This is a genomic window from Paenibacillus turicensis (genome assembly GCF_050461185.1).
In the GTDB taxonomy this organism is placed as follows: Bacteria; Bacillota; Bacilli; order Paenibacillales; family Paenibacillaceae; genus Fontibacillus; species Fontibacillus turicensis_A.
In genome coordinates this window covers 85,028-101,778 of sequence record NZ_JBCMOR010000008.1, presented here as the reverse complement: position 1 = coordinate 101,778, position 16,751 = coordinate 85,028, and the positions used below count along the sequence as shown (strand labels likewise).

The 16,751-nt window shown below is 39.3% G+C and carries 11 protein-coding genes; 10 read left to right on the top strand and 1 reads right to left on the bottom strand.

All coding sequences use genetic code 11. The features are described from left to right. Window positions 1-65: 65 nt before the first annotated feature. Both ABE099_RS13970 and ABE099_RS13965 read left to right on the top strand, forming a co-directional pair. The gene (locus ABE099_RS13970) at window positions 66-4,715 is read left to right on the top strand and encodes a collagen binding domain-containing protein (RefSeq protein WP_430031734.1); all 4,650 of its coding nucleotides are present in this window, start codon (window positions 66-68) and stop codon (window positions 4,713-4,715) included. A 276-nt stretch (window positions 4,716-4,991) separates the two neighbouring features. Then, on the top strand, window positions 4,992-7,727 hold the full coding sequence (locus ABE099_RS13965) for a family 43 glycosylhydrolase (protein WP_430031732.1): 2,736 nt from the start codon (window positions 4,992-4,994) through the stop codon (window positions 7,725-7,727). Window positions 7,728-7,800: 73 nt separating this feature from the next. Here ABE099_RS13965 and ABE099_RS13960 read toward each other — a convergent pair whose 3' ends face one another. Beyond that, window positions 7,801-8,121, bottom strand: a complete 321-nt coding sequence (locus tag ABE099_RS13960; protein ID WP_210088709.1) for a winged helix-turn-helix transcriptional regulator — start codon at window positions 8,119-8,121, stop codon at window positions 7,801-7,803. Window positions 8,122-8,422: 301 nt separating this feature from the next. Between ABE099_RS13960 and ABE099_RS13955 the strand changes: the two genes are divergently transcribed. From ABE099_RS13955 to ABE099_RS13920, 8 genes are all read left to right on the top strand, one after another. Beyond that, a complete protein-coding gene (locus tag ABE099_RS13955) occupies window positions 8,423-9,517 on the top strand; it encodes an FAD-dependent monooxygenase (protein ID WP_430031730.1) in 1,095 nt (364 codons plus the stop codon). A gap of 43 nt (window positions 9,518-9,560) precedes the next feature. Continuing rightward, complete coding sequence (locus ABE099_RS13950; protein WP_210088707.1) at window positions 9,561-10,340, top strand: GTP cyclohydrolase II; 780 nt, start codon at window positions 9,561-9,563, stop codon at window positions 10,338-10,340. Then, a complete protein-coding gene (ribD, locus tag ABE099_RS13945) occupies window positions 10,327-11,418 on the top strand; it encodes a bifunctional diaminohydroxyphosphoribosylaminopyrimidine deaminase/5-amino-6-(5-phosphoribosylamino)uracil reductase RibD (protein ID WP_430031728.1) in 1,092 nt (363 codons plus the stop codon). The genes ABE099_RS13950 and ribD overlap by 14 nt, the downstream gene beginning before the upstream one ends. A gap of 900 nt (window positions 11,419-12,318) precedes the next feature. Then, the gene (locus ABE099_RS13940; RefSeq protein WP_430031726.1) at window positions 12,319-13,341 is read left to right on the top strand and encodes an ABC transporter substrate-binding protein; all 1,023 of its coding nucleotides are present in this window, start codon (window positions 12,319-12,321) and stop codon (window positions 13,339-13,341) included. Next, window positions 13,322-14,113 carry an ABC transporter ATP-binding protein gene (locus tag ABE099_RS13935; RefSeq protein WP_430031725.1) on the top strand — a complete coding sequence of 264 codons (792 nt, stop codon included), beginning with the start codon at window positions 13,322-13,324 and terminating at the stop codon, window positions 14,111-14,113. The genes ABE099_RS13940 and ABE099_RS13935 overlap by 20 nt, the downstream gene beginning before the upstream one ends. Next, the gene (locus ABE099_RS13930) at window positions 14,107-14,862 is read left to right on the top strand and encodes an ABC transporter permease (RefSeq protein WP_430031724.1); all 756 of its coding nucleotides are present in this window, start codon (window positions 14,107-14,109) and stop codon (window positions 14,860-14,862) included. Before ABE099_RS13935 ends, ABE099_RS13930 begins: the two co-directional genes overlap by 7 nt. A 201-nt stretch (window positions 14,863-15,063) precedes the next feature. Further along, window positions 15,064-15,615, top strand: a complete 552-nt coding sequence (locus ABE099_RS13925) for a DUF402 domain-containing protein (RefSeq protein WP_430031723.1) — start codon at window positions 15,064-15,066, stop codon at window positions 15,613-15,615. 360 nt (window positions 15,616-15,975) lie between these two features. Further along, window positions 15,976-16,743: a DeoR/GlpR family DNA-binding transcription regulator gene (locus tag ABE099_RS13920; protein ID WP_430031722.1), complete on the top strand. Its 768-nt coding sequence runs from the start codon at window positions 15,976-15,978 to the stop codon at window positions 16,741-16,743. Window positions 16,744-16,751 lie beyond the last annotated feature (8 nt).

Genomic DNA, 16,751 nt, shown 5'->3' with positions numbered 1-16,751 from the left:
TCAGAATGCTAATTTATATTAAATTTTATATTCTTTAAAAATATGAGATGAGGTGAAAGGTAAAAATGAATAAGCTCAAGAAATCGTTATTTATTGGTGTAATTGTGTTATTACTAATAAATACGATATGGCCTTCTTCATTGGTGAGCGCAGAAAATGTGGTAGATCATCAGAATCAGGTAGAAATGAATAATGAGAGTAACGGGAGTACTGAGCAGAGTGACAACAATGTCAGCGGCGATAGTGCAGAGGACAAACAAAATATTGAGACTGAGGATGCTCAGGACAATGAAAATATTGAAGCTACTGAGAATACGGAGGGAAATAGTGATTCGGCTGAGGCACTTCCAGAAGAAGAGGAGCAGTCACAACAACAATTATCTAATGCAGATGATTCTATTCCAAATGCCTTACCGATTACAACAGAGCACTTTAAGGTAGATAGTCTTACTATTACTAACGATGCTGGTACATCTATTACAGAGATTCCTGTTGAGCAAGGTTCACGCGTACAAATCGATATGAATTGGCATTTAGAGGGAGGACATCCATACCAAGCAGGTTCAACCTTCTCCTTTCAGCTACCGCAGCAATTTGAGTTGGCAGCACCCATTCCATCAGGAGGACAAGATGAACCAGAACTAGCTGGTGGTGTAGGCACATTTAGAATTAGTGCGGATGGACTTGTCACCTTTACATTTAATGAAGAAATTAATGATGGATCTGAGGTAAATAATGGAACATTTCATGTGTGGCGCGAATTTAAACGTTCGAATTCCTCTGAAAGCACCAAACAGGAATTGAAATTTCTAGTCGAGGATCAGACGTTATATACAATTCCAGTTCATTTTAAAGTGAATGGGGCACCCATGACAAAAACAGCAACGTCTAATAAAACGATGAATCCAACAGAAATGAGCTGGGTGATTGATTTTAATAAGGCGGAGCAAAGTATTGCAAATGCAGTACTACATGATGAATTACCTCATAGTCTTACATTAGAAAATTTGAAAATATACAAATTAAATGTGAGCTTAAATGGTAGTGTCACTGAAGGTGAAGACGTAACTTCCAGCTACACACCTTCGGCAACAACAGGGAATTTTGATATTGCATTTGGCGATATTTCAGATGCATATCGTGTGAAGTATACAACTCCTATTACGGATACTTCTATTTCAAGTTATACTAACAAGGCAACGCTAACTGGGACAAGTGAAGGGTCTGAATTGATGCAGACACAAGCGACAATGCCGGTGAAATTTAGTAAACCTTTGGAAAAGCTAGCGGATGGTTATGATGCCAATACGCAAACGATGGGCTGGAAAGTTAACTATAACTTTAACGAGCGCTTCTTTAGCCAAGGGGACGCAGGGATTGAAGATAGCTTTGATACTGAAAATTATGAGCTACTTGAAAACTCCTTTGTGGTGAACAAAGTAACCATTGCCAATAATGGAGCAGGGACTAACCCACAGCTGATGGTTAAAGGTGAGGATTATCAAGTTGTTAAAACAGCAACAGGCTTTAAGTTGAATTTTACAAAAGACATTAGTGAAGCTTATGAAATTAAGTATAAAACTAAATCTATTCCTCGTGTATATTCTGAGGCGGTTAGAGTTGAAAATGAAGTGACTATACATGGTGGGCTAACGGAGCATGCAAGTCATACCCTACGGCAAGTTATTTTTGACAAAAAGTCAGGAAATGTAAACTATAATTCTAAAAAAATAACATGGAACATCAGTCTAAACCAAGATGAGAAGGTTATGGACAATGTTGTGATTACTGACCATTTCGATTTAGATCAGCACATGCAATTTTTACCTGATAGTCTTGTCATCAGCGGATTAACCGAAGGTGAAGATTATACAGTTTCTAAGCATACAGGCTTAGAATATAATCAAGGCTTTATTATTACTTTCAATCAACCAGTAACAGCAAGTCATAACATTATGTATCAAACTGCCTTTGATCCTAAGCTAAATACGAAAGGATATACGAATACGGCAAAGCTGGATTGGGAGGAGAATAGCAAGGCGCAAGTCTCTATTGAAAAGGAAGCTAAAATCAACCCTGATAACTACACACAAAACAACGGAAATAAAACGGGTGTATATGATCGTGCTTCCAAGGAAATTACGTGGACAATAGATATTAATTACAACCTACATCCAATTGAGCAGGCGGTTGTACGTGATCAGTTTACAGGGGAGCAAACCTTTGATAAAAATCGACTCACTGTTCATGAGCTGGAGCTGAGTGGAGGCGTGAATGGTGTTGTTCAAAAAGAGCAGCTACAGGAAGGTACGGATTATACCGTTGTAGAGACGAAGCAAGGGGACCAAATCAACGGATTCGAGCTAAAGTTTGTGAGTCCAATCAATAAAGCTTATCGAATTACGTATAAAACTAGCCTTGTCAATCATCCTGTCGTAGAACAGTATTCCAATCAAGCGACGTTAAGAGACGGAGATAATCCAATCGATTTATCGAAGCTATCCTCGACAGTAGCACCCCCACATGGTGGCGAATACATTATGAAAACGGGGTTACAGGGTAGCGGTGAAAATCAAGATTTTGCTTATTGGACAGTACATGTAAACCGTAGCCAATCCCATATTGAGGCAGGAGCGAAGCTTACAGATGCACTTTCTAGCAATCAAATTTTGGTGAAGGATTCCTTTAAAGTTTACAAAACAAATGTAAATGGGGATTTAACCAAAGCAGGAGAGCTAGACCCAGAACAATATAACTTAGAGGTAGAAAACAATCAGTTCACGATAACCTTTATTAATGCGATTGATCGCGCGTTGATCGTAGAATATCAATCCTTTATCAATGCAGATCACGGGGAGGATATTACGAACGAAGCGAAGTTTGCAGGTCAATCCTCTGGTGTTGTAGATAAGTCGCAGGATAAAAGTATTAAAGTCATTTTCTCAGGTGCTTCTGGTGGGGGAACGACTTCAAAGGGCGATTTAACGATCGTTAAGTTAGATGCAGCTTCACCTGATGTGAAGCTCAAGGGTGCTACATTTGGACTCTATGATAAAACAGGCAAAACCTTAATTCAAACGGCCGAGACAGATGAAACAGGTGTAGCTGTATTTAGCAACATCAAGCATAAGGAATATATGCTTAAGGAATTATCTGCACCTGAAGGTTATTTGTTTGATCTTGAATATAAAACAGGTAAAGTGATTTCATTTAGTAGCACTAACCATACGATTGAAGTGAAGAACGTCAAAGGAGTATGGGATGTACAACTGACTAAAGTAGACAAAGATAAGACAGATAAGGTGTTAGAAGGTGCGCATTATAAGCTTCAACTACGTAATGCACAAGGAGAATATGAAGACGTTATAGATTATAGAGATATGGTTACATTACATGACGGTACAATTTCCTATAGCAATTTGCAAAAGGGGGGGCAATACCGCCTAATTGAAACCGTAGCACCACATGGCTACAAGCTTGATGCCACACCAATTGTGTTTACAGTAGATGAGAATCAAAGTGCAACGAGGCAAATTCAGGCTGTAAATGAAATTAATGTTGGAGCAGTCACGCTTATAAAGCGGGATGCATTAACGAAAGCACCATTAGCAGACGTTATATTTAAGCTTCAAACTGAGTCAGGTGAGTTAATTCAAGACAATCTAACTACAGATGCTGAGGGACAGATTACTGTAGCTAATCTTCCAGCAGGTCAATATCAAATTGTTGAGGTTAGCAGTCACCCTGATTATGTTCTAGATCCAACCCCACGTAATTTTGAAATCGTGGAGGAAGGTGTGACCGTTAACGTTGAGGTCACCAATGAGCAAATTCCAGGGACAGTGATCCTATCCAAAATTGAAGTGAACCGTCCTGAGCGCAAATTAGCAAATGCAATCTTTAGAATTTTAGACGAAAATAAAGCAATTCTAAAGGACAGCTCAGGCAAGCCAGTGGATCAAGTAACGACAGATATTACGGGGCAAGCCTTATTTAAGCTTAGACCTGGTAAATATTATTTGCAGGAAATAAAGGCGCCAGTTGGCTATGTGCTTCAAAATACTTTAACGCCAATTGAGGTTGTGAAGGAGAAAGAAACAAAGGTAACGATTGCGAATGAAAGGTATGTAGGTGGCGGTGGAGGCGGCGGTGGAACGCCAAGTGGTCCAGATGGGGGTAACACACCTCCTGTGCCTAATGTGCCACAAAAGCCAGATCCAGAAAAGCCTAACGGACCAGGTCAGGAACAACCTGAGCAACCGAAACCTAACGAGCCTACTACACCTGATAAAGAAAACAACAATCCTCCCAAAAAAGAGGAAGTAAAAACACCTAAGAAAACGCCAGTGAGTGGTAACGTAAAAGTTCCAGAGAATACAACACCTAAGGTTTCAGAAAAACCAAAAAACGGAAAAGTGAGTATCGATAAAAATGGGAATTGGACCTACACGCCTAACAAGAAGTTTGAAGGTAAGGATTCATTTACGATTTCGATTCAAAATGAAGAAGGACAAGAGGATTTCATTACAATTGATGTAGATGTAATACCTTTAGGCGGAGTAACAGGCGATGGTTCAGGATCAACCCCATCTTCAACAGGTACCCTTCCACAAACAGGTGAAAATAGCTCATTACCAATCCAACTTCTTGGAGGAGTAATGATCTTGTCGGGGATTGCCTTATATGTACGTAAAAGAAAACAAACGATAAATTAAAATGCATTAATGAACTTAATGAATCATTAAACAGTAATATCTAGAAACAGTCATATCTAGCTGCTAAAGCAACTAAGGTATGGCTGTTTTTTCATTGTTAAGCACAGAAAATACATATATGTCCAAATACTTCACTTCATGGAAGTTATAATAGTTCACCAATTACATATTTGTACAATTGCATAGGAGATGAGCTTATCGATAGTATGGATATGGGTAATATATCCATTTAAATTTGAATTGTAAATTATAATTGATGGGAGGTTTGATTTAGTTATGTTCAGTTTACGTAAGCGTCGATCAAGAGGATTTCGCCATTTTTTAGTAAGCACCCTTATTTTGAGTTTGTCTTTTCCTTTTGGCTTCCAAGTAGGTCATGCTGCAGAAAGCAAGGAAACTAATCTCACCCAATCACAACAATCTGAGATTTATTATTTTGTTAACGCGGGAGACCCTACGCCAACAGTGGTTAAGGAAGGAGAGCCATTAGGGCTATATGGAAGTTCAACAGAACAGCCTTATGGAACTGATCCAACCACAGGTAAGATGTGGGGGCTCAAAACGTCAACTACAGCTGTATATACGAGTGAAGATAGTACAAAGCTTGGTTCGTTACGTTATTATAATGGAAGTCAACGCCCAGATAAAAGCATTGATTATGATTTTGAATTACCGCATGGCAAATACGATGTTACATTTGGCTTTTATAATCCTTGGAGCGGGAGAGACGTCAATATTATCGCTGAAGGGAAAAACCTTGCTGGCGGCAATTACCCGATAGGATCAAAAACGTTAACACAGTTTACGTACCATAGCCTTGAAGTGGCAGATGGGATGTTAAACATTGCTATTCAAGGCCCAAAAGGTGGGGATATTCATCGCTGGAATGACCCACTCATTAATTACATTATAATTAGCAGTCCTGATATTATGAAGATTCAAGAACTACAAGCAAGCTTACTTGCCGCAGAGCAGTATACCTCTGATCCACAATACACGAACAGCAGCATTGCTACGCTACAGGATGCCATCTCACAGGTTCAACAGTTTCTTAATAGCATCAACGATGAACAACAAGCTGAGCTTACATTACAAAATGAACTACACACCTGGAAAAGCAAGCTAGATCAGGCAATCTCCGCACTTGAAGTCATTCAAACCTATTCCTCCTTTAAACCAGGAGAAGTATGGAAGGATACGAATGGGGTACCGATTCAAGCGCATGGTGGCGGTATTTTATATGATGAAAATAACTTAACTTATTACTGGTATGGTGAGGATAAAACGTATGGCTATTCTCCAACCAAAGGTATCCATGTCTACAGCTCACAAGATTTATACAACTGGAAAGATGAGGGGCTTGCTTTAACTGCGATTGAATCCATGGAGCAATTTGATACGGACCCACTCATTTCACAGTTATATGCAGGTCGGAATGATCGAGCAGACATATTTAATGATATTGGAAGTACAAGAGTGTTAGAAAGACCAAAGGTAATCTACAATGACACCACAGGCAAATACGTCATGTGGCTCCACACCGATGGACCAAGTGCAACCTCGACAGCGAACTATGCCAAAGCGGAAGCAGGGTATGCGTTAAGTGATTCTCCAACAGGTCCATTTGTATACGGCAAAAGTGAACGAATGGATCGTGTGCCACCTGGAGCGGAATATAACGGTCAGCCTAATCAACCTGGGATGGCTAGGGATATGACATTGTTTAAGGATGATGATGGCACCGCCTATTTAATTTATTCGAGTGAAGAAAATATGACGATTTATATTTCTAAGCTGAATGAAGAATATACCGATGTAGTAGGTTGGCATAAAGAGGGCAAAAAAGAGCGCGATGCGACCTATCAAGCAGAGTATGGTGTCGATTATGTGCGTGTATTTCCAGGAGCACAACGGGAAGCACCAGCGATGTTTAAATACGATGGGAAATATTATTTAATTACCTCAGGGGCAACTGGCTGGGCACCTAATCCAGCACGTTATACAGTAGCAGATCATATTTTTGGACCATGGAAGCCGATGCGTGATCCAGCTGTAGGTCAAAAGGCATCAACAACCTTTGATTCGCAAAGTACATTTGTCATTCCAGTTGATCCTGAAAACGGCAAGTTTATTTACATGGGGGACCGCTGGAAGGAAGGAGATTTAAAGGACTCTCGTTATGTCTGGCTGCCAATTGAGCTTCAGCAAGATGACCAAATTGCCTTAAAGTGGGTAGACGAGTGGGATTTATCGATGCTAGATAAAATGGATCGTATCAAAGTCGTTACCCCTTTACCAACAACAACGCCCGTTGATGAAGTCCCTCAATTACCTTCGTTTTTAGAAGTACAGACATCAAACGGTCAAGTGAAACAGACTAGTGTAAATTGGCAACTTAACTCCGCTGATTTTACTAAGCCTAACCGATTAGTCATCACGGGGGTGTTACCAGAGCTTTCGGGAAGGGAAATTTCTTTTAGCTTGGATGTCATTCCTGACAATGTAGTGTATTTTGTTAATGCAGGTGGGGCAATGACAGAGCAATATACGACATGGCTAACAAAAATGAGAGATGATCTTTTAAAAAATGGGGATCAACCTGACCAGGCTTATCAACCATCCCAAGGAAAAAACTGGGGTTATATAGGTAATGGTACAAATACGGCTGGTAGTGATTCAGGTGATTTATTTACAGCGCTACGTTATTTAAAAGGAAATTCCGGTGATGATCTCAGCTACCGTTTTGCTATTGAGCAAGGGGATTACAAAATATATGTGGGTCTTCATGATCCGTGGTACTCCTCCTCCAAAGGAAACCGGATTGCAGATATTGTGATCAATAACAGCATTGTAAAAGAAGGGTATACCTTTACTAATGCAAAAGATGTCCTTCAATTTAACAAGCATGTAAATGCCAATGAGGATTTAGAGGTGACCGTTCGTCGTTCCCCTCATGCACCTGCGTCTCATTCTGATCCACAAATTAGCTGGATAATAATTACGAAGCAATGAATATGAAACAATAAATATATCATCGCAAATAACCTGACTAAGTGTGAGATCATATTAGGTCAGGTTATTTGTGTTACTCAGCAAGTACGATCCAATCTGACGCCCAATCCTGAATTTGACCAAACAAAGGAGCAAGTGCTTTTCCTTTTTCGGTTAGCGCATATTCGATGCGAACTGGCTTTTCAGGATAAACGGTACGTTGAATAATGCCTTCCTCCTCCAACTCCTTCAAACGTTCGGACAATACCTTCCCACTTAAATTGGAGAGCGAATTTTCAATCTCTACAAATCGTTTTGGACCATCTAATAACTTATATACAATAAATGTAGTCCAACGCTTACTGAGTAATTCAACCGCTTTTTCAAACCGTGGACACATTATCGCTGTTGTCATTGTTTCCACCTCTTTTTTTAAGTTTACAACAAATGTTATACCAAATTATATAATGACTTTATTAATTTAACAAGCTTACATTATAAAAATTAATTACTTGACGAAACTTATAATATAAAATAAACTCTATTACATAAAGTAACTAAGTGAGTTCAAGTGTAGTAGAAAATGTCAGATTATGACGTCTTCTTTTCATGTCGAAAAATACGATAACAATGTATGAGATTGTTTTATATTTTTTAAAGTCAGATATGGTTTAACAGCTTTAAATTAGCTTTTGGCTGCTTGGGAGGAACATATAATGAAATTAAATGCTGAAGTTTGTGTGATTGGAGCGGGTCCTGGAGGCGCATTACTATCATATCTTTTAGCCAAAGCGGGACTTTCTGTCGTTTTATTAGAGAAGCAGCCAACACTTGGTAAAGCATTTCGTGGTGAAATTTTGAATGGGGAAGGCGAAGCGGTTCTAAACAAACATCAAATCTTGTCTGTTCTTGCAGAAGAAACCGTCTTACCTTTAACACATATTGAGTATTGGTCTGGTGGAAAAATTGTAAATACATTGTTACCTGATTCACCGGATGGAAATGTGGGTATACATGTACCCCAAGGTGATTTGTTAAATGGAATCATTGATCAGGCAAATCAATACGATAACTTTGCCTTGCACACTGGAGTTACGATCAATCAACTTCTTCAAAATGAGGATGGACAATATTGCGGGGTGGCAGCTGTTTTAGAAAATGGCGAGCCATTTGAGCTACAGAGCTCCATTATTGTAGGTGCAGATGGACGTTATTCAACAGTTCGCAAGCAAGCCGCTTTGTCAGTGTCACATCGTAGTCATGGTTATGATCTATTATGGGCACGTATTCCTGCACCAGATCACTGGCAGCCTGTTATTCGTTCCGCTATAGTGGACAACCAGCAGCTTCATTTATTTACACAAGCGACAGGTCATATCCAAATTGGCTGGAACATCGAGGAGGATGCTTACCCAAGGTTACGAAGACTATCGTTTGAGCCGTTTATTGCAACATTAATTCAGGCTTTTCCTGATCTTGAGCATCATGTTAAGAAGCACATACAGTCATGGCATGATTTTGTCCTGTTAGATATCTTTAGTAGTCAAGTAGATACTTGGGTAAAAGAGGGTCTCGTCCTAATCGGTGATGCAGCACATACGATGACACCAACAGGAGCCTTTGGCTTAAATGAGGCGCTTCGAGACGCGGACTGGCTCGCAGAACATCTAATCGAAGGATTGCATGCAAACAAGTTAAGTCTAACTTGGCTTAAGCAGCTTGAACAAGCAAGACGAAAAACAGTGGATGCTCTGCAACAGGAGCAATTTTTAATGGAAGAAACCTATCAACAAAACTTCATCGTCAGCTAAAAGAATATTTATATTATATCGATTAAAGGAAGGTGTAATTATTATGCTACAAGATCATACAAACGATGCACTAGATGTGCTTAAACATAAAATTCATACCGTGAATGCTCAAAATGCAACAAGTATTATGGTTGGACCTATTAAGCTACCTGTCAATTTGGACGGGCAAACGATCCAGTTTCAATGGTACTCATGGTTGTCGCTTCACGATGAAGCGGAACGTGCTAGATATGCGGCGTATACATCAGAAGAGTTGATCTCATTACTACCATCACTCCAGCTTGCAGAGGGACAACAATCCAGTGTGCTTGTTTATGGTGATTTTGAGCATAGCCCAGATGCCGTAATTCGGATGCATAGCATTTGTCATACGGGTGACATTTTTGGTAGCAAACGTTGTGACTGTGGTTATCAATTACATCAATCGATGAAGCTTATCGTAGAGCATGGTGCAGGTGCACTCTTTTATCTTGCAAATCATGAAGGTCGAGGGATTGGGTTGCTAAGTAAATCGATGGCGTATATATTACAAGAGGAAGGTCTTGACACAGTAGAGGCTAACCTTGCATTAGGCTTTTCTGATGATGCTCGTAATTACAGCGATGCAATTAGCATCCTGCAATATTTAAGACAAAAACCAGTAACTTTGATAACAAATAATCCTAAGAAATTAGAAGCTTTACGTGCCTCAGGTATGAATATTTCGGGAAGAATGCCATTATGGGGTGACGTGTCCGAATATAACGTGAAATATTTACAAACAAAGGTGAAAAGATCAGGTCACTTTGCGCAAGGTGAAGGGATGTTAAATGAATATGCATGATAAAACTGATGAAATGTATATGAGACTTGCCTTAGAAAACGCCAGAGCAATGTCAGGCCAAACGGCACCTAATCCAATGGTGGGCTCTGTCGTTGTTAATGAAGGAAGGATTGTGGGCGTAGGTGCACATTTAAAGCCTGGAGAACCTCATGCTGAAATTCATGCGTTGAGAATGGCAGGTGATGCTGCTAAGGGTGGAACCATTTATGTCACCTTAGAGCCTTGCTCTCATCATGGACGGACAGGCCCTTGTGCCGAAGCCATCGTACAAGCTGGGATTACGAAGGTTGTAATCGCTGCTTTAGATCCGAACCCTCTGGTTGCGGGTAGAGGTATTAAAATTTTGCAGGATGCTGGAATTGAAGTCATTCAAGGCGTGTTAGCCGAGGAATCGACGAAGATGAATGAAGTTTTTAACAAATATATCGTAACAAAGATGCCCTTCGTGATGCTAAAATCAGCGATGACGATGGATGGTAAAATTGCAACGCGTGAAGCAAGCAGTAAATGGATTACCTCAGAAGCGGCAAGAGAAGATGTCCATCGCTTACGTCATGAATATGCTGCGATTTTAGTCGGAGTAGGCACGATCATTCATGATGATTCGCAGCTAACCACTAGATTGCCTAATGGGCGCAATCCATTACGTGTAGTTTTAGATAGTACATTGCGTATTCCAGAAGAGGCACGAGTGATTACCGATGATGAAGCACCAACATGGATTTTTACTGGACATTCTCCTGACGAGGAAAAGCAGGCAAGACTTGAACAATTGGGTATAAAGGTTTTTCGTACATCAACCCAGCAGGTTAACTTGAAGGAAGTACTTGAAACTTTAGGTGCGCACGAATATTCCTCCTTAATGATTGAAGGTGGGGGACATGTGAATGCTTCGTTTGTTGAGCAAGGACTTGTAGATAAGTTGATTTTGTATATTGCCCCCAAAGTGGTAGGTGGTGCAGAAGCTCCAACCTTCTTAGAAGGTATGGGTGTACAGCTAATGAGCGAGGCGAAGCCACTTCGTGATGTTACTTTTTCACAAATTGGGGTTGATTTTAAAATGGAGGGCTACTTCTAGGTGGCTCTTTTTTTTCGGCTTAATCTAACTTAGGGGCTTCGGCATAAGTAGTGCTGGGACTATGAGTAGAGATGTTTCACTCAGTTAAAACTAATTTTTATTATTAAAAGACTCAATACAAAAAATCAGCTATTTGACACTATTAGGATTATGGGGCTACGGTGCAGAGGGTGGCTTCAACCGCTGTTAAGGTCTGACTTTCTTTTTTATAATTTATTTCTGGCTCAACACAGAAATCGGTTCTTGACAATATATGAAGTAAGAGGCTACGTAGCAGGGAGTGGCTTCAACCGCTGTTAAGGCCCCAATTTCTTTATAACCTGTGTTGAATGGATGAAATTGTGTCCTTAAAGGCGGGCGCGTTCGCTTCTCCACCATCTCCCTGCTCCTTCGCTGCGTTAGCTTTTTGTCAAGTACCGATTTTAAGATTGAGCCTTATTTAAAGTTGATAAAAGTCATCCCTTAAAGGCGGCCGCGTTCGCTTCTCCACCATCCCTCTGCCCCTTCGCTACTGTAAGTAAGTGTCAAGAACCAATTGCGGATTGAGTCATTGAAAGAAAGACAGAAAATTAGTTTCAATCGTTCTTACAACTCTTTACGCTAAGTTTTCCATCAAGCTATGCTCATGCCCCAAAATTATATTAAACCTCAAATATTTTAATTTATAAATATACAAAATGTGAGGATTGGTGTAAAATTGCATTGTTTAGGCGGAGGCACGTTGTCATGTTTTTGTTTGATATGACTTGTGAATAAATGCGCAATATCAATCGAAGGGAAGGAGGCTTTGTTTTAGTAGGAATTAAGGTTTTACATAGATTCAAAAATCAAAGATAAAATGATTTAGGTGAGACTTGATTTAGATATAGCTATCATAGTGAACAGACGGGGGTTTTGACATTGTTAAAAGGAAAGACTGAAAAAACTGTAAAGCAAAAATGGGCATTATCGATTGTAATTCTTCTTTTAGTAAGTATGCTTGCTGCATGTGGGGCAAAAGACAAAGCGTCCTCTAGTGCAAATGAAGCTGGCAAAGAAAAAAATGGTGGCAACCAAGCACAAGCGGAGCAACTTGGCGAACTTAATCTTGGAATGCTGCCTTCCATAGATGCAATTCCATTTGTAATTGCACATGAACAAGGTTTTGATAAAAACCATGGTGTCAATTTAAATATCCAAACCTTTAAAAGTGCAAAGGATCGGGATGTAGCGTTCCAAGCAGGTAAAATTGAAGCGATTAGTGCTGATCTTGTTGCTTTAGCGATTTATAATCAAGCTGGATTGGACGTAAAGGCAACGAGTACAACCTTTGGTGAATTTGATTTGTTGACGGGATCTGCGGATATTAAAGAAGTTAAAGATTTAAAAGGGAAAAATGTGATCTTATCCAAAAATACATCCACACAATATACAGTAGCAATGATGCTGGAGCAAGCAGGGCTTACTGAGGATGACATCAATATTACTGAGGTTCCACAAATTCCAACCCGTTTAGAATTGCTTAAAAACAATAAGTCAGATGCCGCGATTTTGCCTGAACCGTTTGTAACGATGGGAAAAGCGGCTGGATTAACAGTGTTAAGCTCAACACATACAGCTGAAATTAATCCGTTTATTTTAGCAATTCCTCAAAGCGTCATTGATGTGAAGTCAAAAGAGATCGTTGCGATGTATCAAGCTTATAACGATGCAGTGGATTACATGAAAACTCATAAACAAGAGGAATATATCGACCTCATTATTAAAGAAGTGGGTTATCCAACTACATTAAAAAATGAAATTACAGTACCTGCTTATATTGCCGCAAATCAAGTGGATGAAAAGCAAGTGGAGCGTGCGTTTGCTTGGGCGAAGTCAAAAGGTTTGTTAAAGAAAGACATTTCCCCTAAAGAAGTGATTTCAAATGTTGCATTCGACAAATAAAAATTTCATAACTAAAAGTGGGCTGCAAATTACCGATGTGAGCGTTTGTTATGCGAGCGGCGAATCAGCCTTAAATGGGATTCATTTAAATGTGCCAGAGCATCAGATTTTTACTTTGCTAGGTCCATCAGGCTGTGGGAAATCCACGTTATTACGTAGTGTTGCTGGCTTAATTCAACCTAATCATGGTGAAATCACGTATAATCATTTTCCGTTACAAAATAATCATCGCTCATTCATTGGATTTGTTCCACAAAATTACGGATTGTTACCTTGGAAAACAGTCCAAGGTAACATAATGACTGCACTTAAAATTAGTCGAAACGATTTAACGAGAGAGCAACAGCTTGCCCAAAGTCAGCTTTGGCTTACTGCAATGGGGATTGCGAACTTAGCTAACAAATTTCCATTAGCTATCAGTGGCGGGCAACAGCAAAGAGTGGCTTTAGCACGTACCTTTGCGATTCAGCCACAAATAATGCTTTTAGATGAGCCATTTTCCGCACTGGATGCTATAACGAGAGAAGAAATCCAGCGTATATTTTTAGAAAATTGGGCAACCCATCCCACAACAACCTTGTTTGTTACCCATGATGTAGACGAAGCGATTATGTTAGGTCAAAAAATTGTCGTGATGCCAGCAAACAAGGACGATGAATTAACGATGATCGATAATCCAGTATTTCCAGTTGCTTATAACAGTAAGCGAGAACATCCTCTCTACTTTGAACAAATGAAGACGATCAGAAAGGTAATGCAGGAAAAATGGTAAAACAAAAAAAAGTAAGACACCTAATTACGTTGCTGACTGTCTTTTTGCTGATGAATGTAGGCTGGTACTTTCTTTATCTCATAATCAATCATCCTATTTTGCCAAGTCCAATTGATGTATATGAGGTTATCTTTCAGTATGATAAGGCTGAGATGGGCTTACATATACTGTATAGCTTAACTCGTATTTTTGCGGGGATGCTGTTGGCACTTGTGCTTGGGATGACGGTAGGGATTATTATGGGGCGTTCTAAAATGATCAATCGATTATTAGATCCCGTTGTTTATTTAACTTATCCGATTCCGAAAATTGCCTTATTACCTGTAGTGATGCTCTTTTTTGGCTTAGGCGAAGGCTCCAAAATATTAATGATTATGTTGATTTTGATTTTTCAAATCATTATTTCTGTGCGTGACGGTGTCAAGGCGATTCCAGACAATACGTATGATGTATTAAGCACACTTGGTGCAGGACGTTGGCAAAAATTTTATCATATTACGTTACCTGGTGCGTTATCTGTCATTTTTAGTACGATTCGGATCTCATTGGGGACAGCGATTTCCGTATTATTTTTCACAGAAATATATGGGACAGAATACGGTATGGGCTTTTACATTATGGATGCATGGTTAAGATTAGATTACAACGGCATGTATGGCGGGATTTTGCTATTTAGCTTCCTTGGATTTGTGTTGTTCCTTCTTATTGATCTGCTGGATTATTGGTTAATGAAGTGGCGGAGGTATTAGTAGTTGACATAATGTTGGTGGAAGCTACGAGACAGAGGGTTCTTCCAATCGTTATTAAAACCAGATTTCCTATATTGGTATAAACATAATTGTTGGAATCCGGTTTTAAATACGACCGCTATCGCTTCTCCAGAATCCCTCTGTCCCTTCGCTATTGTGAGTTGTTTGTCAACTACTAATTTTAAATGAGGTGAAGGTTGAGTGCTCTTGAAGAGAAAATATGGAGACCGTTCAGATTGGAAACGTGTATTGGAAAGAGAATATGCCCAGTCATATGTTGAAAATGATAATTTTAAAGGCTACTTATCACTTCTGAAGATTGGCAAAGTTAAAGAACCGTTGTACGTAACATACAATGACCAAGATGTTTGCATTGTAAATGATGGTTATTTCTGGCTTCAACAGTTCCCTTTGGATAAGCATCATTCAGTGACCACAATGTTTAATGAGAAAGGGCAGATTGTGCAGTGGTATATTGATATTTGTTATATGAATGGTGTGAGTAAGGAGAACGTGCCTTGGATGGACGATTTGTTCTTAGATATTGTCGTTTTGCCATCAGGTGAAGTAATTCAAAAGGATTCGGAAGAACTGGATGAAGCATTGCTTATAGGCACAATTGAGAAATCTCTATATAACCTTGCAAAACAAGAGGCAAATTCGATTAATTCTCTTATCAAAGAAGGAAGATTTACCTTGTTGCAGCTTTCAGAGGAACACAAAGATATTCTTTTACAAATGCTCCAAAAGTAAATCTGATGGAGAGTAAACAACCTTACCAGTGGATGGTGGGAGTTCTCGATAACACATAATAACAAAATTTTAAAAAAAGTCTTTATTTTAATTATAAATCCTTTTATTTTTCCTTCTTAGCTGAAGGGAAAAGCAGAAGGATTTTTTTACTATTTCCTGCTTAATAACAGGTTTATCAAGTCGTTTAGACACATTTTTAACAATTTAAATTAATAATTCAAAAACGAGCAGAGAAAACTATTTACAGGTTGTAAAATCGCGCATATAATTATAAATGATCATAATAATTCATAAACAGTCATTAGAAATGAACGAAACGATCATAAATGATCATTGTAGCTGTTTAGGATGGTGGTAGCGATGTTATTTGAGGAAGAAAGAAAAAGTAAGCTAGTCCAGCATTTGCAGCAAAGTGGACGCGCATCCGTTCAAGAGCTTAGTACGTTGTTTGATGTTTCAGAATCAACGATTCGACGTGATTTGAAGGAATTAGAGGATGCAAGACTGCTGAAGCGTACGCACGGTGGGGCTGTTTGCTTGGAAAGTGTTAATTTTGAGCCTAATGTCCTTGAGAAGGAAGATCAGTTTAAACAAGAAAAAGAGAAAATTGGAGCCGCTGCATTTGAGTTAATTCATGAAGGTGACTCGATTTTTTTAGATTCTGGAACAACGACATTACAGCTTGCAAAGGAATTGCGTAAAGCACAATTAAGAGTCACTGTTATTACAAATTCGATCATTGTGCTAAATGAATTAAGAGATGCTCGTCATCTTGAGGTATCAATGGTTGGCGGAATTATGCGTGCTGAAACACTCGCTTTTGTTGGACCAATGGCAGAACGCTGTATGGAAATGATTACAGTAGATAAAGCCTTTATTGCAACAAACGGCTTAGATTTAAAGCATGGAATTACGACGCCTAACTTAATTGAAGCGGCTACCAAGCGTAAAATGCTACAAATTGCTAAGGAAGTCATTTTATTATGTGACCATAGCAAGGTTGGGAAGGTTACTTATGCTAAAGTGGCAGATTTAAATGAAATTGATCATTGCATCATCGATGGACAATTAGATGTCACCGTAGCCGAAAAAATAAAAAAACAACATGTTAAACTCACAATCGTGTAGGGAGGAGC

Excerpts from the sequence above, each read along its gene's own strand:
- ABE099_RS13970 (WP_430031734.1), top strand. The coding sequence starts at position 66 with ATGAATAAGCTCAAGAAATCGTTATTTATTGGTGTAATTGTGTTATTA.
- ABE099_RS13965 (WP_430031732.1), top strand. The coding sequence starts at position 4,992 with ATGTTCAGTTTACGTAAGCGTCGATCAAGAGGATTTCGCCATTTTTTA.
- ABE099_RS13960 (WP_210088709.1), bottom strand. The coding sequence starts at position 8,121 with ATGACAACAGCGATAATGTGTCCACGGTTTGAAAAAGCGGTTGAATTA.
- ABE099_RS13955 (WP_430031730.1), top strand. The coding sequence starts at position 8,423 with ATGAAATTAAATGCTGAAGTTTGTGTGATTGGAGCGGGTCCTGGAGGC.
- ABE099_RS13950 (WP_210088707.1), top strand. The coding sequence starts at position 9,561 with ATGCTACAAGATCATACAAACGATGCACTAGATGTGCTTAAACATAAA.
- ribD (WP_430031728.1), top strand. The coding sequence starts at position 10,327 with ATGAATATGCATGATAAAACTGATGAAATGTATATGAGACTTGCCTTA.
- ABE099_RS13935 (WP_430031725.1), top strand. The coding sequence starts at position 13,322 with ATGTTGCATTCGACAAATAAAAATTTCATAACTAAAAGTGGGCTGCAA.
- ABE099_RS13930 (WP_430031724.1), top strand. The coding sequence starts at position 14,107 with ATGGTAAAACAAAAAAAAGTAAGACACCTAATTACGTTGCTGACTGTC.
- ABE099_RS13920 (WP_430031722.1), top strand. The coding sequence starts at position 15,976 with ATGTTATTTGAGGAAGAAAGAAAAAGTAAGCTAGTCCAGCATTTGCAG.